Source organism: Spirosoma aureum, assembly GCF_011604685.1.
In the GTDB taxonomy this organism is placed as follows: domain Bacteria; phylum Bacteroidota; class Bacteroidia; order Cytophagales; family Spirosomataceae; genus Spirosoma; species Spirosoma aureum.
On the sequence record NZ_CP050063.1, the window covers coordinates 6,483,288 to 6,504,712 of the forward strand.

Here is a 21,425-nt window from a genome sequence, read left to right on the forward strand (position 1 = left end):
AAAGCATACTACTTTACCAAAGTTCAATGAGTTGTTCAGGCTTTAATTGCTACGTGAAAGTGGTTTTGTTCAGGTAGAGGTTACTGGAAAAACTGGAGATGGAGGTATTGACGGTAAAGGCATCGTTAGGATAGGTGGATTTCTGAGTTTTTATATTATCTTTCAATGCAAGCGTTAGAAAGGACTGGTTTGATCAGTTCTAACGATAACTCCCCATGCCTCCCATCCGAAAATCCAGCAACCCCGACGACATCCAGGCTTACGGCAAAGAATATTGGTGGTCTAAAACGCCGGAAGAGCGTTTGGTGGCTGCACTGAAGCTAATTTGTAGAGCAAAAGCCATTTATTATGCAAATCCCAACAATCCCCCTTTAAGCAATGGAGGACAAGTACTTAAATCTAATAAGCCTATTTAACGAAGATGGCGTTGAGTACGTAGTTTTAAGTGGTGTTATGTTTACGGGCAATCGGTCGTCCTCAGGATTTAATCGATCTGGAAAATTTGCCAAATCCATAGACTGATAAGTACCCTTTACTTCCCACAAGCCGCGCTCCCTGTACAGCCTAAGTTAACAAACAGCTCGGAGCGAATCTTCCAGCCTGCGTCGGTTTTGCGCCACATTGCCAGGTAAACACCCGTCAGCGTTTGAATTCCATCGGGTCGCTGAAAACGACCTGTCCAGTGTCCATGTTCGGCCGCTAATGATGTGGCTGTGCTGACCTGAATACTGTCGCTATCGCGGACATATCCCAGAAAGTCAGGATCTTTGAATTGTACCGAAACCGACGCCAGCACCGAATCCCGGCCCGATACATGTGGGCCACTTCCGCGTGTTACTTCAATATCTGGTAGCATCGTTTGACCGAAAGCTGCCAGATCGCGAGCCTGAATGGCCCGATTCGATTGCGCTCGCAATGCCCGAATGGCAGAAATATCTGTTGCTCGGGTAAGCTTCATTGGGCCAGATTGTGCACACAGATAAAATGGCATCAGCATATAGATAAAAAAAGAAGGCAACGAACGGATCATAGGCAATAGCTACTAAACCTATAAGGTCTCAAAGACCTTATAGGTTTGGGTTTTGAATTACTTCAGTCGATAAACAGGATAGCGGTTGTGCGTTTTTTCGTAATAAGGTGTCTGCCGATAAATGAAGTCCAGCTGAGCATCGGCGCTTTCGGCAAACGCTTTGTCAGAAGCCCGTTTCTCATCTAACTGTTTGCGCAGGGCCGAATTGTTTTTCACTAAATCAGCAGCGGTATCTTCGAAAATATAGTCGGAGAAATATTCTTTCTGATCGAGAATACTGTCGAAGAAATTCCAGGCAAAAAACGAATCGATGCCCTGCGGCTCCAACGTTTCGACAATAAATCGATTCGTTGCCTGATCAGTCTTAACCAGATAATCACCTTTGTAAAACTGAATCGATTGCTGATCAGTCCTCAGTTTTACCCCAGAATGGATAAAATGGCCTTCATAAGGTCGTTGTGGACTTTTATAATCGGCAATGTAGTAGGCCGACACGGTAATCACCGTGTCTCTTGATAGCGTTTGCAGTTTTACACCATTTCGTTTTAAGAGCATTATTACTTCAGGCCAGGCCTGCGGAATAATGTAAGCACCCGGTTTGTCGACCTCTACGTCAGCGACAAAAGTGTTTCGATACGGAATACGCTTCGTAAATGGTTTTGTCCGGTCATAATAAAGTCGCTTCAGGCCCGACACCTCGCTGGGTTTGTAGACCGCTTCGTATCCTAAAAACGTAATGGAATCTACTTTACTACGATCCCATTTGTAGCTGAGCGGAAAGCTAGTCTGCTGCTGAACAGCCTTATCGGCCCGCTGCTGATTCGCCAGAATTGTTTGCGCATCGCGTTCGCAGAGTCTCAGAACGGCCTCGTCGAAAACATACGATGCCTTTACACGCGCTGGATACGCCTTCCACATGTGCGTTTCCAGCGTAAAACCGAAACAGTTGAATAAGGCCGCGTAGCCCGTTGAATACCGGGGAGAATCATTGTAGCCCATCAGACCGCTTTCAGGTGTATCACCCATGTGATTCACGTAGGGCGCGGAGGGAAAGCCTTTAGCCGCCAGCATTTTGTCTAACTCAGGCTGAAACGTTTGCGTCATATAGCCCGACACAGCCTGATGGAGTTTGTCTTTCTGCGTCGAAAAATACGTCAATACATGCTGGTAGTCAGCCCCGTCGCTCGTATGATTATCAACCAATACCTGTGGTTTCAACGACTGATACATCTGTTGAAATGAACGTGTATTTTCAGCTTCTGCTTTGATAAAGTCGCGGTTCAAATTCAGGTTTCGGGCATTCCCCCGGAAACCGTAGGATACAGGACCATTCTGATTTACTCTCGATACACCCCGATTCAGAGAACCATCGACATTGTAGACCGGAACAATTGCCAACAGCACATTTTTGGGCAGCTTACTGGCCTTCAGCAGATCGCGGGCCAGCATCATACAGGCATCAATTCCCTCGGGTTCGCCAGGATGTATGCCGTTGTTAATCAATAGTGTGACACGGTCGGGGCGGGCCGTAAACTGCTTATCGGCCGCCAGCAAAAACAGATGAAGTGGCTTTCCAATATCGGTTTTGCCAACTTCAACAAGTTTCGCTTGTTCATACTGCTTGTCTAACTGCTGATACCAACTGATAATCTGAGGATAGGTGGCCGTCTGGTTCGTATCGCGCTCATAAGGAGTCAGCATCGAGACTTTAGACTGAGCAAAAAGTGAACCCGACAACAGGTTTATTACGCCCCAGCTCAGACTGACCAGTCGAAGAAAATAAGCGTTAGATGGCAAAGAGACAGGTTTCATGTAGCGAATTTAACGAAGCGCAATTACGCTTTTATTTTTCTTCTTCGGTAGCGGTGGTGTGCTCTCGGGCGGTCGCCGGTGATGGGTAGCCTGTTCGTAGGCATAACACAATTTAATGAGTACTGGCTCACTATAAGGCCGTCCAAAAAACTGTAAACCAGCCGGTAAACCATCGTAAGTAAAACCCATTGGCACCGAAAAAGCTGGAAAACCCGTTGGTGGCGACAGGGCATTATTATTCGTCCCCGACGGTGTATTTAAATCGCCAATGAGTCGGGGTGGATAGCTGAACGATGGATAAACCAACACATCGACCTGTGTCGAATCCATTGCCCGGAGTAACAGTTGACGCAGCCGGGCCCGTAAGGCCAGGTTCTTTTTCCAGCCCTTGTGCGCTTCGGGAGCCAGTGTATCGGCATTCGCATCCAGCAGCGTTTTTTCGAGATAGGGGTGAAATTGTTTCGATTTAATGATCGACGTCAGGCTTTTATGCGGGGCATTCGGCCCCAGATTAGCGAGATACAGATTAAAATCACGCCGTAGCTGTGGAATGGTATCGAACGATTTGTTGATCGTATCCAGTTCAGGCACCCGAACAGAGTCGATCACAATAGCTCCAGCGGCCCGCAGTTCATCCAGCGCTTTATTGAACAGTGCATAGACCTGCGGATCAGAATTTTTCGGCGTGCATAACTGACGAAATACACCAATCCGTGCTCCTTTCAGTCCATTTTTATCCAGAAACTGCCGATAACCTGCCGGGATTTTACCTTCACTTTGACGAGTCACGGTATCCGCTTTGTCATGGCCCGCAATTACTTCCAGAACGCGTACGGCGTCTTCAACGGTTCGGCAAATGGGACCGCCCGTATCGTTGGTCATTGCCAGTGGTGCGATGCCGTCCCGGCTAATGAGTCCCAGCGTAGGCCGGAACCCAACCAGGCTTTGGTGAGAAGCAGGACCTCGAATCGAACTTCCAGTATCGGTTCCGAGCCCAATTGCACCAAAATCAGCAGCTACGGCAGCGGCCGTACCACCACTGGAACCCGCTGTTGTGCGCTTCATATCATACGGATTCCGCGAATAACCGGGCAAGATAGAACTGACGGAAAACTGGCCAGATGAGGCAAACTCGGCCAGATTCGATTTCGCAATGATGATAGCTCCGGCTTCGCGAATTCGTTTTACGACAAAGGCATCGTCGGGAGGTATTGACTTTTTCATGGCCAGCGTACCATTGGTAGTCGGCATGTCATAGGTATCGTAGTTATCTTTCACAATGACCGGAATACCATGCAGGGGGCCAACCATCTTGCCCGTCACTTTATAGATCGAATCCAGCCGGTTGGCTTCAGCCAGCGCTTTTGGATTGACCATTATGATCGTGTTCAGGTACGGTCCCTGTTTGTCATATGCGTCGATCCGATCCAGATACATCTGGACCAGTTGAACCGCCGTTAGGTTGCCATTCTGCATCGCTTCATGCAGGCTGCTTACGGTTGCCTCGCGCAGTTGTGCCGGTTTAAATGATTGCCCGCGGGCTATCTGTGTCAGGAATAGTAAACAGGCTAATAGAGGCAGTACAAATTTCTTCATGTAAGAGCGAATCGTGTAGGTTAACAGAGCAGTTTGGCAGGAGTCAACAGAATAAGCTATAACTTTACAGTTATTTCAGCAAATTTTTACTATAAATCTAAGCCTTGAAGCAGAACAATCAACAACCTCCCACAAAAAGTACAAGTTCATATTCTTTTCAACACGTTTTCCATACAACCTCATTTATGTATCGACTACTCGCTCCGGCCGCCTTATCACTATTGCTGATCGGCTCTACTAGCCAACTTCTCAAGGCCCAGCAGGCACCGGCTATTGACAAACGCTATGTGGACGAAATAAAAAAACTGGCCGATCAGCCCGCGGTGAAAACAGCTTTTCAGACGTTCATCGATCTGGAACCGCAAACCAAACAGGACTTGATTAACTTAACGGAAACTCCATCTCCACCGTTTAAAGAGCAGGTAAGATCGAAAAAGTATGCGGCTATGATGAAAGAAGCGGGTGCTGATTCGGTCTGGATCGATGAGGTTAACAACGTGATCGCCAAACGGAAAGGAAAATCCGGCAAAAAAACGGTCATCGTTGAAGCGCATTTGGATACAGTCTTTCCCGAAGGAACCGATGTGAAGGTCAAGCAGAAAGGCGACACCCTCTACGCACCCGGCGTCGGGGATGATACGCGTGGCTTGACCGCTGTTCTGACCGTTCTAAAAGGCATGGAAAAAGCCGGTATTGAAACAGACGCTGACGTATTTTTTGTAGGCGCCGTTGGTGAAGAAGGTCTGGGTGATTTACGGGGAGTTAAGCACTTATTACGCAAAGATGGCGGTTTCAAACCCGATTCATACATTGCCGTCGATGGCGATGGTATTGGCTCCATCACGCACCGTGGCCTGGGTTCGCACCGCTACCGCGTTACATTTAAAGGCCCCGGTGGTCACTCATACGGGTCGTTTGGGATTGTCAACCCACACAGCGCGTTAGGGAAAGCCATTTATTACTTTACAGCCGATGCCGACAAGGCAACACGGCAAGGGGTTAAAACAACTTATAGTGTCAGTGTTATTGGTGGTGGAACGTCGGTAAACGCCATTCCTTACGAATCCTGGGCCGAAATTGATATGCGTTCAGAAAGTCCCCAGAAGCTCAATGAAGTCGATCAATTGTTGCAGGCAGCCGTCCAGAAAGCCCTGAAAGATGAAAACAGCATAAAACGCCAGGGGCCTGATTTGACCGTAGACGTAAAAAAAATCGGTGATCGGCCATCCGGAAAAACAGAAGCGACAGCCGCTATTGTACAACGGGCCATGGCGGTTTCAAAATACCTGAACGCGGAACCCAGTCTCGAAGTATCTTCAACAAACGCCAATACGCCAATCGCACTGGGTATACCCGCCGTCACGATCGGTAGTGGTGGCATAGGTGGAGGTGAACATGCCTTGAACGAGTGGTGGCTCAATGACAAGGGCTACCTGGGTATGCAGCGGGTATTACTTTTGTTGCTGGCCGAAGCAGGGCTTGATAAAACGACAGGCTCGCCCATTGGGAAGAAGTAATTCTATAAGTCAAACCACAGCAACACGAAGTCGGTATAATTCACGGATCAATAGTTTGAATTATACCGGCTTCGTATCACTGCGTTTTATTCAGTTACCCATCTCATTATTTTCCACGGCCGCTTCATCGGTCAGGCGCGTTAGTATTGATTCTGAGAGCCAGGTTTCACTGGCTTTGCCAACCGTACGTTGGTCACCAATTCCGCCCGGTTCTGGCAGAAACGCATTAGCCCAGGCCAGTGTGTCGGTTACCAGACCCGGCGCAAAACCATGAATAGCAGCCGCTAGTTTGGCCGGGAGCGTAATAATCCGCTCTGCTTCTCCCGTACGACAGGCATCTATAACCTGACGGGCGCAGTCATCGGCGGCTATCGTGAACAGGGGGATCGAATCACTGATCTTGAATACAGTGTATTCTTTCTCGTTCTGCCCTTTAAAAATCGCATTGCGTGGACTACCAGTGCGGATCAGGCCGGGGCAGATTGTCGTAACGAGAATATCGTCCTTCAGTAGTTCTGATCGAAGCCCTTCTGAATAGCCCACAAAGGCGAATTTGCTAACCGAATAAGGAGCCAGATGGGGCACAGCTACTTTCCCTCCGAACGAAGTAATATTGACAATACGACCCGTTTTGCGTTCCCGCATCTGCGGTAATACGGCATTGATCATGGTAAACGCTGACCAGAAATTACTTTCCATCGCTTCCCGAAAATCACCTTCGGTCATGTGCTCGACCGGCCCTACAATGATCGTTCCGGCATTATTGACTAAAACATCCACTGGCCCCAGCACCTGCCCAACCGCTGTAATAAATTGCTCTACCTGGGCTTTGTCGGTAAGATCGCATGCATAGGTAAATACGTCACTTCCGCGCATTCGTAAATCTGACTGGGCACGGTCCAGCTCAGCCTGATCGCGGGCACAAATGGCCACATTAGCACCTTCCTGCGCAAATTTTCGCGCCAGTTCAAGACCTAATCCGCGTGAACCGCCAGTAATGACAACTGTTTTATCGTGAAAGTCAATCGTTCGTTTTTTGTTCAGGAAGGTTTTTGCTGCAACCACCGCTCCGATGCCTGCCAGCGTCCACCAAAATCCATGATTAAGTAAGGTGTTCATTGTCTGTTGCTGTTTTGTACGCACAGGATATTCAACCATCGCAGGAACCGATTGTTGGCATCTTTGAGTGTATGGGATTCATCTGACACCTGATTCTGGAGCTTTCAGAGAAGGTTAAAATTGCCTTTTCTTATAACTATACGACCAACACAGAGTTAATTTAATCGTACAACACGGCATTATGCCAATTCAACGATTATGGAAAATCAACAAAATCTGAAAGGGAAAAAAGTTGCAGTTTTGATGACGGATGGGTTCGAGCAGGTAGAAATGACCGAGCCCCGGAAGGCGCTTCAGGAAGCTGGCGCAACGGTTCACATTATTGCTCCAAAAGGCGGAAGCGTAAAAGGATGGGATGAAACCGAATGGGGTGATACATTCGATGTTGATCTGCCACTGGCAGGAGCAGATCCGGCCCATTACGATGCTTTGCTTCTGCCGGGGGGCGTCATGAACCCAGACAAACTCCGCATGGAAATCCAGGCTGTTAAGTTCATCAGGCATTTTTTTGACCACCAAAAACCGGTTTCGGCTATTTGCCATGCCCCAACGATGCTGATTGAAGCAGATGTAATTGATGGCCGAAAACTGACCTCCTACCCTTCTATCCAGACTGATCTCAAAAATGCAGGCGCTAACTGGGTCGATCAGGAAGTGGTTGTCGACGGTAATCTGATTACCAGCCGCAAACCCGACGATATACCTGCCTTCAATCGGGAAACAATCAAATTGATTGGTGAAGGTGTAAAAGCAAAGCGAACAGCTTAGTCAATGGGCAACAGGCAGCGATCGTAAAATCATCGCTGCCTGTTGTTTTTATAGATTACCCAAACAGTACCCGCTGAGCCAGCAATTCCGCAGGATACCCCACATCAACCAGGTAGAGACCGTTGGCAGGAGCCGCCCGACCGGCAATGGTACGATCCTGTGCCACAATCAACTGCTCGAATTTGTCCAGGCTCATTCGGTCCTGCCCTATCTCAAGCATGGTTCCGACAATCGTGCGGACCATTCCCCATAAAAACCGGTTGGCTTTTATATGAAACGTCAGCAGGTCGGACTCGCTACGCTGCCAGTAGGCAAAATCGAGTCGACAGCGGAAATGATCGACATTAGCCCGAGCTTTACTAAAGCTTTTAAAGTCAGTGTATTTGAGCAAAATCTGACAGGCTTCGTTCATCCGATCAATTTCTAAATCTGGTCTGAAATGATACGTCAGGCTGTTTTCAAAGGAGTTTTTATACCGTGTGATGTGATACTGGTAATAGCGTGAAACGGCCGAGAATCGGGCATGATCATTCGGGCGTACGGGAAAGATCGTTCGAATCGCAATGTCTTCCGGTAAAATGCAGTTGATCGAATAAATCAATGCATCTGACAACAGAATCGGCTCTACTAAATCAAAATGGGCAAACTGTTGTCTGGCATGAACGCCCGCATCGGTACGGCCGCTCCCAACAACAAACACAGGTTTTCGAAGTCGTTGGGTCAATGCGGCTTCCAGCGTACTCTGTACGCTACTGCCATTTGCCTGAGTTTGCCAGCCATGATAGGCTGTTCCCCGATACGATAATTCAATAAAATAACGCATATCGGACAAAAATACGCCCAAACTGCTCAAAACGACGAAGCCGCTCACCCGTTGGGTAAGCGGCTTCGCTCAAAAAGTCATTCTAAAACTTAGCGCGGCCCACGACCACCGCCCTGAAATCCACCCCGGCCCTGTTGGCTGGGTTCAGATGAACGTGGCTGAAGTTGGGGCTGGGCACCCCTATTTTCGGGCATCCGCTGAAATCCTCCTTCGCGACCATTCGGCGTTGGCTGACTTCCACCAGACGGTGTTTGAAAGTTAGGGCGCTCAAACGAACGGTTGGGATGTTGAGGAAAACTCCGCTGCGGAGCGCTGTTTCCGGGCTCTGCGGGCTGGTAACCTCCCCGATTAGGCTCAAACGACCGATTTGGTACCGGATTATTGGTAGGGGCAGGTACATTAGGCGTCGGCGAAGGGTTCGCATACGAACCGCGTCGATCAGGCGAAAAATTACCGTTATATTCCCGACTGCCGGGGGCACCATTGCCATTATAATCCCGACTCGGTGTTACGTTCCCGTTGTAGGCACCCCGGTTTGGGACATTGTTTCCATTATAATCCCGATTGGGAGAATTATCACCGTTATAAGATCCTCGACCTGAGGCATTATCTCCATTGTAATCGGGTCGGGGAGCATTATTTAACCGACCATTACGACCATAATCCTGCCGATAATTGGGCGAATGCTCAGGGCGGTAAAAGCCTACCGATCCATTTCCTACAACCGAACGACCGGGTCGATCCATGTTATCGATTCGGTAAACCGGCACACTACGGCGCGTAACACGCTCAATATCGCCACGTGGTGGCCCGTACACATAAGCCCGGTTATTGGTCCGGTAATAGTTGTTGATAATTGTTGTGTTCTGATAGATATTGATCACATTAGGCCGGGGCACGCAGTAGCTGTATACGCGCGGACTTGTGATATAAATCTGAGGTACAAAAGTCCAGTAAGGAGCCGGGATGTTAATATTTATGTTGATATTCATGCCTGGGCCCAGAGGTGCCCAACCATAATAACCACCACCCGAACGCCATGAAACCCAGGCTGGCCCCCAGTCAGTGCCCGGAATCCAGATCCAGCCACCATAGGCCGGATCGTAAATCCAGCGGCCATAGTGGAAAGGTGCCCACCCCCAGGCGTAATCAGAAACCCATGTATTGCCGTATTCCGTAACAACCCAGTGGCCGGCACTGGCGTAGGGCTGAAAATCTGGCCCGGCATTTGGAATCCATACATTTCCGTAGCCTGGATACTGTGTCCATTGCCCATAAGGAGCCAGTTCATCATAGAAAGACTCGACCGGAAAGCTGACACCTGGCTGCGCCATCGTTTCCGGAGAGAAAGACGGACTCAAGGCCAGTATCATTACCAGACCAAGCAGCTTTATCGTTTTCAGGATAGTCATGATTTAAATCGTTTGCGTGCTGAGTTTCAAAACCCATCGTAGGTTAGATTGCCAGGACCCGTAAACGTTTAATCCATCTTCCAAAAGATATTATAGTGCGAGTTACTACGATTTTATCTGCTTGAATACAGCCCCGGCTACCAGTCCACCAAACAAATACCAGCCAATCGTCATAACAGCGGTAGCGGTGGTACGATTTGTTGGCTTTTCACCCAATCCTATTCGGCCGGGGAGCGTAACAGCACCAACTCCAGCTAAGGCACCCAGCGCGGCTCCGGTCAATACAGACTGTTCTTTATTAACACCTACCAGACTATAATACAGCGCGTTAGAAACAACATCACCGAGTATAGCCATGGAATAAAGTTTATTTCCCCGAGGAGGTTGTTCACCGATAGCCCGATAGCCTTTGGCAATACTTCGCATTCCGAGAAGATCAGCGCGAGGTGCAGTAGCCACAAACTGACGAACAGTTTCGTGCAGTACGTTTAGAGCAACAGCTCCGGCAAGACCACTGCCGAGAGATTTCGACAGGGTAGAAGTACTTTTAGCAGACATAGGCGTTGAGTGATCTGGTAATTAATTCAAGAACCCGTTAATTGGGTAGTTGTTTACTGACTTACTCAGTATGCCTGCCTGAGAATAAAAAAACCAGCTACTTAGGCTGGCCATAATCCACTGAATCGGCGGATTAGAATTAATACCAGAGCCGTCATCAGAATCAATCCGCAATCGATCAGAAAGGTTCGAAATCGCGGATTGATTCCTTTTGTTGGCAAAACAGCCAATGGATGTTGCAGTTTAAGTAGACTATCCACTATTGTTACGGCACCATCAATACGGCTAAAACTTGTTCTTTTCATAATATATGTACTCGTGTTTTTTTACTGGTCTTCCCTTGAGCGAATCCACCCTGCTCTTATCGGCTGGACCATCAATGAATTTGATTTGATCAGTGGACGGAATGCGCGTTCGAGCAAATCACTCCAGTTCACAATTTCAATCATCCGAGTGAACCCCTTTGCGATCTGATTAACAACATTTTGCATAACTTTGGGCTTGTTTTAAGGAGAATGTATTGCGCTGATATTCAGCAAAAGTCGAGAATCTAATCGGTGTATTTCGTCCTGCTGGACTACTAAACAAAGTATGCTTATTGCAACTATTAGGTAACCGATTGGAAAAGCAAGAAATCTATCCGATGTAGATTAATCACAACCGCAGAACCAATGAAGGAGGAACAGGTAGCTAATTAACCCTACTGCATCAGTTTATGTTACAGAAACGAATTATTTATTTCCAAACAACGAAACCTACTTCTAAATCAACGCTTTATTACTGTTCATTTAGCTCGCTAATCCTGTAATTGAATATACGCCATCTTTGATCGTTACGTCCAGATTTTTACCCACCCATTGCTGAATATCAATACCTTCTGAATTGACCGTATTCAGGCGTACACCTTTTAGTAACACCCCTTTGTTTAGAATACGCACAGGGACGCGACAAATGAAACCATCATCAGACTTGGTAAAGAGATAATTAAAAATAATAGTCATAATTGCCTTGATTTTACAAATAAACGCCCTAACTAAACACAGGAGACCATTTTTCGGGTCGGTAATGTTTATTTCCGTCCCTTTGCGTCAGGTTTGGCTGGCGATAATGCCAGGGCCGAAGCCGCTTCACGCTGCTCATATTTAGGTACCTTAGGGCTTCCATGAACCTTACCGGCTTTTGTTGCTACTTTTTTCGTCGATTTCTGATTGTTAGCCATTCTGTTAGTCGTTAATAAATCGTGAACTGAGGCAAGCTGACAAATCGTTGGGCGTACTAAGAAACCGGAAAGCGTTTTCACCTCTTGACTATTCCAGTCCCATTTTCGCAGCGGTCTTACAGTACTTCAGGAATAGGTTATAGGAAGCGTTTAGGCACAGCTACAGCAATCGCCGTATTACTTAAATAGTTGGTTTACCATCATTTTTAAAACAGGGAAAGGTCCTTGTCAAAAAAAACGGACCGTAAAGCTGCCTGAGAGCGAAAGAGATATTGATGACCTGAGTGTGGGGAGATATGCTTTTGATTAAGTTGCTCTCTCTTTCTTACTGCATCGGGGCAGTCGATCATAATAAACGGCATTTTATTGCCTGTAAGCACGCACACATCAAGGTTATACTAGCTAAACGCTATATTCGGGGAAAAGCGTATTAATAGTTCTACCATTAAGCACTTGTTTCGTTAACCAATCGTAGCCTGGTAAAGGTAGTTGTTAATATTCCTAATTACTAATCAGTTAAGACGAACCAGCGTATTGGTATAGGTCAGCGTTGTTTCACTCAGACCCGACGTACCCGTTAGTGGTGCCGCACTAGCCGGGTTAGAGGTACAAGCCAACGGAATATGCCCTTCCGTGGCCAGCATGCCCGAAGTAGCATCAAGCCCAATCCAGCCAGCACCAGGAATATACACTTCGGCCCAGGCGTGTAAAGCGAGTGAATTTTCTGGCTGTTCGGCCAAATCATCAGAGGTCTTTTCATCCGGAAATACCTGAGCCAGATAACCAGACACAAAGCGAGCCGCTAAACCGAACTGGCGCAAAATCTGTACAAGCAGCCAGGCCGAATCGCGACAGGAGCCGATTGCCGTTACCAATGTTTCTTCGGGTGTTTGTACACCGGGTTGTAAGCGGATGTTATAAGCGACTTTCTCATTAACCTTTTTATTGAGGTTAATGAGAAAGTCAATTGTACCCTGCTTGGTTTGATCGACCTGCTGCTCTATCCACTGTTTTAGGTAAGTCTCCTCCTCTGCAATTTCCAGATAGGGTGCGAGGTCTTTCTGGAGCTGGTCATCGTATCGAAAAGGAAAGGATTCCGCATAGGTATCCAGAAAGAAATCGAACGGATTAACCGGTACGAGCTCTGCAACTATTTCGACTTTAATCGACATCATTTGCATAGCCTCTGCAAAATCGATGCGGGCAATAAAATTACCGAATGGGTCCTGTTGCCAGTGTACAAGATGATTGGCCGGTTCGATGGTTAGTGAATACGACTCAATCAACGCAGGACAGTGAGCGGCTGGCTTGAGCCGAATCAAATGGGGAGACAGAAAAACCATCCGATCGTATTCGTAATGCGTTTGATGAAGAATAGCGATGCGGATAGACATAAGAAGCGATGAAGTTGATTTACTGGTCAGGTTATACTTTTTCGAACACCAGTCGGTAGTGTTCCATTGTTTCCTGCTGGAAACATACTCGGTTTGGACTAACCCTAAATACGGCGATCAAGTCCTGGAACGCTTTATTTGTCAATAGCTTTGGCAGCAACGACGCATAAAGAAAATACTTTTTAAGGTTGAACGCCCGGAATCGCTTACGCCACTGCCCGATGGTTTCGATGTAGTCGAGCCGCCCGGAGCTTTGGGAAATAAGTTTGAAATGAGGTTGTGCGTTTCGTATAACCTGCTCAGGCCCATAGGGCAACCAGGAACCCGGAAACTGCGCAATCATCAGAGCCAGTGCATAGGATGGTGAATCTTTGGGTGCATCCACACTGATTTCCTCAAATGGAATCATATTTTTGCCAAACACCATTGTCTGCATGTAGAACCGGCCACCTACAGGCAACAAATCGTTAAGCATAGCAAAAAAATCGGAGTATACCTGGTCCTGCTGCCCTGCCTGGTATTGTTCAACCGAACAGAAATGCTCCATGCCTCCAATGCAGCTAACGCCATCGAAGGTGCCATAATCGGCCGGAGTAATGTGTCGGCAATCCTTGATCTCTACATCAAGACCATTGGCCCGGCACGCTTCGGCCTGCCCCCGCGAGAGCGTTACACCACGTCCAATAGCACCACGCCCTTTAATGTAGGTTAGGAATGGACCCCAGCCGCAACCCATATCAAGTACTCGCGATCCCTTCCCCACTCGTAAGCTGTCGGCAATGAATTTGTGTTTCTGCTCCTGTGCCTGCTCAAGCGTCAATGAAAAATCACCGTTATACATAGCACCGCTGTAATCGCCGGTTTGGCCCATGCTCAGGCGAAAAATTTTATCAATGGTCGTGTATGTGAAATCGAGGTCCTGTTGTGATGCCATTGCCTGAAAGAGGAATTTATAAACTACCAGTTGAAGTGAACTCATGCACGACCGAACCAGTCTCAACGGCCGTGATGCTTACTTTTTGGGCAGAATCGACCTGCACGGGTCGACCCAGTCTCTCTAAAAGTCGAAAGTGCGAATAAAGCGCAGAGCCAAAGCTTCTGTTCTCCAGATATGGCAGATCAAACTCATGGGCTGTTTGCCTGACAATGTTAGTAATGGCGGGATAATGAATATGACAGACTTTAGGAAACAGATGATGTTCGATCTGGCGATTTAAGCCTCCACAAAGAAAAGCAGCCATTGCACTCTGGGGAGCAAAATTCGCCGTGGTTTGCATCTGATGAATAGCCCAGGCGTTTTGTATATCACCCTGTTCATCTGGAAGTGGAAAAGCGGTTCCTTCAACAGCATGCGCCAATTGGAAAACAAGGCCCAGTACCAATCCTTCTGCCAGATGCATTAACACAAATCCAATAATCAATTGCCACCAGGTAATATCAAGCACCAGAAAAGGCAGGATAAGAAAAAAGGTATAATAGAGCGCTTTGGAAGCAAATAGCTTGACGCACTCCTTCCGTGGATGCGACGAGGTATCATAATGGCCGATCTGGTTCTTAAAAAACTTTACGTAGTCTTTACGAAAAACCCAGGAAAGCGAAGCCAGTGAATAAAGCGGAAACGTATACCACTGCTGAAAGCGATGCCAGGGCTGAAGCTTATCGCCAGCGTCGAGCCGGACCAGGCCGGGAGCTAACTCAATGTCTTCGTCATGGCCTGGGATATTAGTATAGGTATGGTGAACAATGTTGTGCGATATTTTCCACACATACGGGTTCGCTCCCAGCAGATAGAAACTGCTCCCTAATAGTCGATTTACCCAGCTGTGAGCCGAAAACGCGCCATGAAGGGCATCATGCGATACGTTGAAGCCAATAAATGCGGCAAACATACCCAGCACAACAGCCAGTCCGAGCATTGCCCAGGGCCCAAATTGATTTGACATGATCAGGCCATACAATGACGCATAGCCTACCAGAAAGAATATTGCTTTCGCCCACATGGCACCATTGGCATGGGGAGAAATAGCCTGCTCACTAAAATACGTGTCGACCCGTTTTCGGACCGTAACAAAGAACTGTGAGCGGTTTGTATTTTTAAATTTCACTTGAGTTAACACCTATAAAATCAGTTAAAGATTTGACCGATTTCCTGAATTTTCTTTAGAATCGGTAAGGCCAATTGGCCTTTTCTCGTTAATGAATATTCTACGCGCGGAGGAATTTCGGCATACGCCGTTCGTTTCATAACACCTAACGCCACTAGAGATTTTAGCTCGCTGGCCAGTACTTTCTCGCTCACGCCGGGCAGCATCTCACTGAGCTGACGATAACGAAGCGTTTGATCACCCAATAGCAGGATAATGTAGAGCCTCCATTTTCCAGAAATCACCCCTAACGCTTTAGTAATCAACTGGAATTCTGGATCAGAAGACAACTCGCTTCGGTTACTTTTACTCATGATAGGTAGTAATAAACTGCACCGAACCAGCGAGATCAACTAAATTAAGACAGTCCTAAAGCAGGGGAATCTTCTGCAAGAGGTCCCTGGTGCCGGTAAGCAAAAAATAGATGCTTACAGACAGTCCTGCTTATGGCGTTAAAATCAGAAAAACCTTAAACGTGCTCGATAGATTTAGCGAATTAAAAAAGTGACGTAATACTCAATTGGAAGAGAGAAAGATGGGTATCCACAGATTCACGAAAACCCCGGCCTAATTAACTTGCGTATCTGCAGCTTATGCATCGTTGTGGTGACCAAAGCTGACACAAATGAATACTAACTGTGGAGAGCGATTAGAAGGTGAGTGCCACTATATAAAAGGTAACTATCTTACATACTAGTAAGTTTCTTACCCACAATGAAGCAAAGATAATCAGATATTTATAGTATTGACTATGCAGCCAGACAATTATTTTGATCTAACTCTCAGTTACATACGTGAAGTCTCCCGAAACAGATTGCTTCTGCACCGGCAATTGCCCCTACCGATTGTCAACTTTACGGGCTGCCCTCTTCAGACCATTCCAGTAATTTGTGAGATTATTTATTCGTAAACTATCACTGAAGAATGAGAATTTCGGTCAACAACACATCCAGAAACTTAAATGCGTTGATAACGATTAGTCAGGCAAGGGAACCAAAAGCCAGTACCACTTCCGGCAATTTTTGAAAAATAATAGCAAAAGAAAATCGTATTGATTGCATGAATGGCGACCTTTCAACTCCCTCGGAGTTTAATTTCAACTGACTTTTTATCGCATTTACACGCTCATGTTTACGCTTAAAATCATCATTGCCAGCACCCGCCCAGGCCGAAAAGGTCCCGCTATGGCTGCATGGATTCAGGAATTAGCCAGCCAGCGGTCGGAATTTACGGTTGAACTACTTGATTTAGCCCAGATAAACCTTCCTTTTATGGATGAGCCCAATCATCCTCGTTTACAGCGATATGAACACCAGCACACAAAAGACTGGAGCGCCACAATTGATGCTGCCGATGCATTCATTTTCGTCACTCCCGAGTACAATCATGGGTTTCCGGCCCCGCTAAAGAACGCGCTGGATTATCTGGTTAAAGAGTGGGCTTATAAACCTGTGGCCTTTGTCAGCTACGGTGGTATAGCGGGTGGTACGCGGGCCGTGCAACTGCTCAAACCAGTACTCACGAGCCTGAAAATGACTCCTCTTACAGAAGCGGTCAATATCCCTTTCTTTGCTAAATACCTTGATGACCAGGATGGATTTCAGGCCGATGAAACGCTCACCAAAACGGCTGAAGATATGCTAACCGAGCTCACTAAATGGACAGCTACACTTAGAAGTATGCGTATGGCCTAGACCAAGTGGGCATTCGAGTTACACCTTAAGCTTATTTTGCGTCTATGATCTCTGTATACTAAGTAATTTCATTCTACTTTTGCTCCAAATCAACTGTTCAACTTTAACACTAAAAAATAGGCGTATGAAAGTAGGCGTAATTGGTTCAGGAACTGTAGGGCAGTCTCTGGCAAAAGCATTTGTATCAGAAGGTCATGACGTAATTTTAGGTACTCGAAATCCAAATAAAGAAGATATTGTGACCCTTAAAAATGAAAACCCTTCGCTGACCATTGATACGCCCGCCCAGGCGGCTGCTTTCGGTGAAGTGGTGGTATTGGCCGTTCCCGGAACGGCCGCGCTGGAAAGCCTCCAACAGGCTGGCCCAGCGAATTTCGAGGGCAAGATTTTAATCGATGTCACCAATCCTTTAGCTGCCGAAGCACCTGTCAATGGTGTTCCCAAATTGTTTACAACCTCTGATGAATCCTTACTGGAAAGCATCCAGAAATTACTGCCAACCGCTAAAGTAGTTAAGGCGCTGAACAATGTAGGTGCATTCTTAATGTACAAACCAACGTTTCAGGGCGGGAAAGGCACGGTATTTATTGCGGGTAATGACGAGGAAGCCAAAGCCACAGTTTCTGAAATTCTGGAAAGTTTTGGCTGGGAAGCCGAAAATGTTGGCAAAGCCGAAGCAGCTCGCGCGATCGAGCCTTTAGGTCAGTTGTATGTGGCCCGAGGTATGCTGAACAATGACTGGGCTGTCTCTTTAAAGCTGGTCAGACTCTAATACGGACCGTTTAGTTAGCAATTTTAGAGCATCTCCTACCCCTTACAAACTGGTGCAGGAACAGCTATTTATACCTCGCACCATGCAAAGAACAAAAAAAGCCCGATACAGATTGTATCGGGCTTTTTTTGTTCCATAAGGCTCTTCGTCTAACTATGATGCGACTCGTTTATAGTTATCGAAAACCAGAACACAGTTTCGGGTGATGATACTGATCATAAAGGCTATTCTTCGTTTGTAATAAACATTTTTGGTTTAGGAGCCTCAATACCATCTTTGGCAAATTGCCGGGCAATGCTTTCCAGCATGTAATAATAGGTATCCCAGTAAGTTTCGCTCTTTGTCCATACCCGCACATCATAGTCACGCGAGTTGGCATTAAGCTTGGCAATCAAGATATCATGCGTCCGATCTTTAAGAGCATAGGGACAGCTATCGACAGCCTTCTGAATTGATGCTTTCGTCGCATCCAAATCATTCTGACTCCCAACGCTATACACCTGATCGACCCGAATCGTACCCCTCGTGCTGATATTGGTAATGGATGCTGTCGATAACGGACCATTTGGCAGAATGATGGTTTTGTTATCCAGCGTAATCAGAATGGTATCGAAAATTCGGATAGCCTCCACATTCCCCGTAAATCCCTGCGCCGAAATAAGATCCCCTACCCGAAAAGGTTTGAATGTCAGAATCAGAACGCCCCCGGCAAAGTTGGCCAAACTACCCTGCAAAGCCAGCCCAACGGCTAAACCGGCCGCGCCAATAATGGCAACAAACGATGTGGTTTCGACACCCAGTGTACTGGCAATACTCAGTAACAGCAGCACGCGCAGGATGGCATTGACCAATGATAGCAGGAACGGTTGTACATCACGGTCAACATGTCGTTTCGTCATCACGGAGGATAACAGCTTGGTTATCCAGCCAATTACCCAAAGGCCAATAATGAGTGTCAGAATAGCCAGCAGGATGCGGCCGCCGTAGAGCGTAGCAAAGGTTAGCACCTGGTCGTAGATGCGTTGGGCATTGGTCTGCGCTTGTTCCATGAGTAATGAATGGGGATTAGTTTGAAACTCTGACGTGAATAAACGTAAAAGTAACTGGCCAAAAGGTTAGTTGTATATTACGTTTTCTCACTCCCCGCTTACTAGAGCCAGTTTTTTCGCCGAAATATCCAAACCGTCAGGGCCGACGCGGAAACCATCATAGCCAGCGCAAAAATGTATCCGTATTTCCAGTGGATTTCGGGCATTTCATCGAAGTTCATACCCCATATACTTGCCAGCAAGGTTGGTGGAAGAAATACCAGCGAAACAACCGTAAAGATTTTAACGACCCGGTTTTGCTCCAGGTCAATTAAACCAAGATAGGTGTTTTGCAGAAACTCAAGTCGCTCAAAAATAAAGTTCGTATGGTCGATCAGCGAATTGATGTCTTTAATGAGCGTTCGAAGCCGTTGCTGTTCAAGCTCATTGAACCAGCCGTCGGAACGGATCATGGACGAAATAACGCGCTGTTTATCAACCACATTTTCCCGAATAGACATCGTCAACTCCTGGTAATCGTTGATATTCAGCAGCATTTCCCGGTCAAGATTGGCATCCAGATCAAGCAGGCGATTAATAGCTTTAATCTCGCCCGATACCAATTCGACCAGATCGGCATCATAATCGATCCGGGATTCAAAAATTGAGATCAGGATCTGGGCCCCATCGCTGAATACCGCCCGGCGCGACTTGATTCGCTTAACTGTATCGGCGAATGATTTCAGGTCTGCGTTACGATAGGTAAACAGCGTGTCATCTTTCAACAGAAAACTCACCGGCACCGTCACGTATCGCTGCTCTTTATCAGGAATTAAAAAATTGGAGTTGGCGATCAGAAAATCATCTTCCTCAATATACCGGGAGCTGCTTTCGATCTCCAGCTGCTCCTGCTGACTCAGAAAATCCACATCGAATTTTTCCTCTACACTCTTGATTTCGGCAGGCGTCGGGTTTTGCAAATCGACCCAAAGTGTCCGTTCGGTATTCGAAAAAGATTCAATATCGCGGACTTTGCGAACGGACGTTTCGTCAAGCTGAAAGATACGGATCATGAAGTTGAGTGAAGCAGTTATCGGTTTATCGGCGCGCAAAGTTCATAAAAAAACGGAGCGGTAAAAAGCCGCTCCGTTTTTTAGCTAAGTAAGATCACCTACGATTGGCTACTTCTGCTCGTATTTATCCTTATAGGTCTTATACAGGCGTTTATGCCGATCGTCCAGATTCACCTTACGGCCCTGGATAAACACCTGTTCGACAACGTTTGTCCGCATGTCGAGCGCATCTCCGGCCGATACAAACAAGGTGGCCTGTTTGCCTTTTTCGAGCGTTCCGGCAACGGCATCGATCCCCAGAATTTTAGCATTGTTTGAGGTAATCAACTTTAAGGCCTCTTCCTTATCAGTGATGCCAAAGCCAGAAGCCGTTCCTGCTAAAAACGCCAGATTGCGCGTCCGCCACCAGCCATCAGCGTAGCTCAATCCAACCAGAACACCTCCTTTGTGCAGTATACCGGGCATACGATACGGTAAATCGACATCTTCGTCTTCGCGGTTTGGCAACCGATGCAGTTCGCTCAGAATGACCGGAATGTTGTTTTCTTTCAGAAACGTGACAACCCGGTGTGCCTCTTCGCCCCCAACGATCACGATTTTGGGAATACCAAGTGACTTGGCAAACATGACCGATTCGATAATGTCTTTGCCATAATCAGCCCGGATATATAGGTTCTGTTTACCCGAAAATAACCCACGCATCGATTCCAGCTTAAGGTTCATCGAAGCCGGACTTGGCAAAGCAGCATAGGCTTTCGCATCGGCAAACGTGGCCTGCAACGCACTCATAGCGGCAGTCCTTTTTTCGTTTTTCCGAATGGTCAGCGAGAAATCTTCCAGATTGAAATCGCGTGCGAAATAGCTTGGCCAGTTGAGCCAGATCCCATCGTCTTTTTTCAGAACCGCATCTTCCCAGTTCCAGCCATCCGTCATCATGATACTCGAACTCCCCGATACAGTACCGCCCTGGGGCATGGCCTGTGTCAGCAAAACGCCGTTATTGCGAATGGTCGGGATAATTTCCGAGTCTGTATTGTAGGCAATCAACGCCCGAACGTTCGGGTTCAGATCGCCGATCTCCTGCTTATCGACGGTTGCCTTTACCGCTCCGATTTCCTGCAAACCAACCGTTGAGGCTGGAGATATAAAACCGGGATAAACGTGTTTTCCCGCAGCGCTGATTACTTCCGCACCAGCCGTAGGCGTACTACCGTCGCCAATGGCTGTGATAATACCTTTGTCGAAAACAACCACGCCATTTTGAATCACCTGTCCATTCCCGACGTGAATGGTAGCCCCGGTCAGGGCGATAGCCCGCTCCTGTGGCTTAGCTGGAGCAGGGTTCTGGGCATAACTCGTGAGTACGCCCAGTGTTAGTATTAATGTTAGTATTTTCTTCATAGTGTTTTTAAGCACAGATCCCTTCACCAAATCAAGAAAGGTCTCCATGTTCTCAGTTAGGTCGT

General features: G+C 47.1%; 23 protein-coding genes. 6 read left to right on the forward strand and 17 right to left on the reverse strand.

Going from position 1 to position 21,425, the window contains the following annotated elements; translation table 11 throughout:
• Positions 1–46 precede the first annotated feature (46 nt).
• Both G8759_RS25795 and G8759_RS25800 read left to right on the forward strand, forming a co-directional pair.
• The gene (locus G8759_RS25795) at positions 47–178 is read left to right on the forward strand and encodes a restriction endonuclease (RefSeq protein ID WP_232073944.1); all 132 of its coding nucleotides are present in this window, start codon (positions 47–49) and stop codon (positions 176–178) included.
• Positions 179–215: 37 nt separating this feature from the next.
• Complete coding sequence (locus G8759_RS25800; protein ID WP_167214768.1) at positions 216–416, forward strand: hypothetical protein; 201 nt, start codon at positions 216–218, stop codon at positions 414–416.
• 116 nt (positions 417–532) lie between these two features.
• On the opposite strand, the gene G8759_RS25805 is transcribed toward G8759_RS25800, so the two are convergent.
• From G8759_RS25805 to G8759_RS25815, 3 genes are all read right to left on the reverse strand, one after another.
• Positions 533–1,030, reverse strand: a complete 498-nt coding sequence (locus G8759_RS25805; protein ID WP_232073945.1) for a YybH family protein — start codon at positions 1,028–1,030, stop codon at positions 533–535.
• A 57-nt stretch (positions 1,031–1,087) separates the two neighbouring features.
• Positions 1,088–2,731: a M14 family metallopeptidase gene (locus G8759_RS25810; RefSeq protein ID WP_232074321.1), complete on the reverse strand. Its 1,644-nt coding sequence runs from the start codon at positions 2,729–2,731 to the stop codon at positions 1,088–1,090.
• Between the two features lie 120 nt (positions 2,732–2,851).
• Positions 2,852–4,438: an amidase family protein gene (locus tag G8759_RS25815; protein WP_167214774.1), complete on the reverse strand. Its 1,587-nt coding sequence runs from the start codon at positions 4,436–4,438 to the stop codon at positions 2,852–2,854.
• Positions 4,439–4,623: 185 nt separating this feature from the next.
• Here G8759_RS25815 and G8759_RS25820 point away from each other — a divergent pair, with 185 nt between their 5' ends.
• Positions 4,624–5,955 (forward strand): M20/M25/M40 family metallo-hydrolase, encoded by a 1,332-nt coding sequence (locus G8759_RS25820; RefSeq protein ID WP_167214777.1) that lies wholly within the window; start codon positions 4,624–4,626, stop codon positions 5,953–5,955.
• A 90-nt stretch (positions 5,956–6,045) separates the two neighbouring features.
• On the opposite strand, the gene G8759_RS25825 is transcribed toward G8759_RS25820, so the two are convergent.
• On the reverse strand, positions 6,046–7,074 hold the full coding sequence (locus G8759_RS25825) for an SDR family NAD(P)-dependent oxidoreductase (RefSeq protein ID WP_167214780.1): 1,029 nt from the start codon (positions 7,072–7,074) through the stop codon (positions 6,046–6,048).
• A gap of 198 nt (positions 7,075–7,272) precedes the next feature.
• On the opposite strand from G8759_RS25825, the gene G8759_RS25830 reads away from it, so the two are divergent.
• Positions 7,273–7,842 (forward strand): type 1 glutamine amidotransferase domain-containing protein, encoded by a 570-nt coding sequence (locus G8759_RS25830; protein WP_167214783.1) that lies wholly within the window; start codon positions 7,273–7,275, stop codon positions 7,840–7,842.
• Between the two features lie 55 nt (positions 7,843–7,897).
• On the opposite strand, the gene truA is transcribed toward G8759_RS25830, so the two are convergent.
• The 10 genes from truA to G8759_RS25880 form a co-directional block, all read right to left on the reverse strand.
• Entirely contained in the window at positions 7,898–8,665 is a 768-nt protein-coding gene (gene truA, locus G8759_RS25835) for a tRNA pseudouridine(38-40) synthase TruA (protein WP_167214786.1), read from the reverse strand.
• 89 nt (positions 8,666–8,754) lie between these two features.
• Complete coding sequence (locus tag G8759_RS25840) at positions 8,755–10,077, reverse strand: DUF6600 domain-containing protein (protein WP_167214789.1); 1,323 nt, start codon at positions 10,075–10,077, stop codon at positions 8,755–8,757.
• Positions 10,078–10,182: 105 nt separating this feature from the next.
• Positions 10,183–10,635, reverse strand: coding sequence for a hypothetical protein (locus G8759_RS25845; RefSeq protein WP_167214792.1), 453 nt, complete (start codon positions 10,633–10,635; stop codon positions 10,183–10,185).
• A 101-nt stretch (positions 10,636–10,736) separates the two neighbouring features.
• Positions 10,737–10,940 (reverse strand): hypothetical protein, encoded by a 204-nt coding sequence (locus tag G8759_RS25850; RefSeq protein ID WP_167214795.1) that lies wholly within the window; start codon positions 10,938–10,940, stop codon positions 10,737–10,739.
• Positions 10,941–11,423: 483 nt separating this feature from the next.
• A complete protein-coding gene (locus tag G8759_RS25855; protein ID WP_167214798.1) occupies positions 11,424–11,636 on the reverse strand; it encodes a hypothetical protein in 213 nt (70 codons plus the stop codon).
• Between the two features lie 68 nt (positions 11,637–11,704).
• On the reverse strand, positions 11,705–11,854 hold the full coding sequence (locus tag G8759_RS25860; RefSeq protein ID WP_167214801.1) for a hypothetical protein: 150 nt from the start codon (positions 11,852–11,854) through the stop codon (positions 11,705–11,707).
• 512 nt (positions 11,855–12,366) lie between these two features.
• Positions 12,367–13,248: a transglutaminase family protein gene (locus tag G8759_RS25865; RefSeq protein ID WP_167214804.1), complete on the reverse strand. Its 882-nt coding sequence runs from the start codon at positions 13,246–13,248 to the stop codon at positions 12,367–12,369.
• A gap of 31 nt (positions 13,249–13,279) precedes the next feature.
• Positions 13,280–14,182 (reverse strand): SAM-dependent methyltransferase, encoded by a 903-nt coding sequence (locus tag G8759_RS25870; RefSeq protein ID WP_167214807.1) that lies wholly within the window; start codon positions 14,180–14,182, stop codon positions 13,280–13,282.
• Between the two features lie 16 nt (positions 14,183–14,198).
• Positions 14,199–15,365 carry a fatty acid desaturase family protein gene (locus G8759_RS25875; protein ID WP_167214810.1) on the reverse strand — a complete coding sequence of 389 codons (1,167 nt, stop codon included), beginning with the start codon at positions 15,363–15,365 and terminating at the stop codon, positions 14,199–14,201.
• An 8-nt stretch (positions 15,366–15,373) separates the two neighbouring features.
• Positions 15,374–15,706 (reverse strand): winged helix-turn-helix transcriptional regulator, encoded by a 333-nt coding sequence (locus tag G8759_RS25880; protein WP_167214813.1) that lies wholly within the window; start codon positions 15,704–15,706, stop codon positions 15,374–15,376.
• An 813-nt stretch (positions 15,707–16,519) separates the two neighbouring features.
• Between G8759_RS25880 and G8759_RS25885 the strand changes: the two genes are divergently transcribed.
• Positions 16,520–17,086: an NADPH-dependent FMN reductase gene (locus G8759_RS25885; RefSeq protein WP_167214816.1), complete on the forward strand. Its 567-nt coding sequence runs from the start codon at positions 16,520–16,522 to the stop codon at positions 17,084–17,086.
• A 124-nt stretch (positions 17,087–17,210) separates the two neighbouring features.
• Entirely contained in the window at positions 17,211–17,858 is a 648-nt protein-coding gene (locus G8759_RS25890) for an NADPH-dependent F420 reductase (protein WP_167214819.1), read from the forward strand.
• 224 nt (positions 17,859–18,082) lie between these two features.
• On the opposite strand, the gene G8759_RS25895 is transcribed toward G8759_RS25890, so the two are convergent.
• The 3 genes from G8759_RS25895 to G8759_RS25905 all read right to left on the reverse strand — a co-directional run bounded on the left by G8759_RS25895 (position 18,083) and on the right by G8759_RS25905 (position 21,360).
• Positions 18,083–18,907: a mechanosensitive ion channel family protein gene (locus G8759_RS25895; RefSeq protein ID WP_167214822.1), complete on the reverse strand. Its 825-nt coding sequence runs from the start codon at positions 18,905–18,907 to the stop codon at positions 18,083–18,085.
• 101 nt (positions 18,908–19,008) lie between these two features.
• Positions 19,009–19,959 (reverse strand): magnesium/cobalt transporter CorA, encoded by a 951-nt coding sequence (gene corA / locus G8759_RS25900; RefSeq protein ID WP_167214825.1) that lies wholly within the window; start codon positions 19,957–19,959, stop codon positions 19,009–19,011.
• A gap of 108 nt (positions 19,960–20,067) precedes the next feature.
• Positions 20,068–21,360: an amidohydrolase family protein gene (locus tag G8759_RS25905; RefSeq protein ID WP_167214828.1), complete on the reverse strand. Its 1,293-nt coding sequence runs from the start codon at positions 21,358–21,360 to the stop codon at positions 20,068–20,070.
• Positions 21,361–21,425 lie beyond the last annotated feature (65 nt).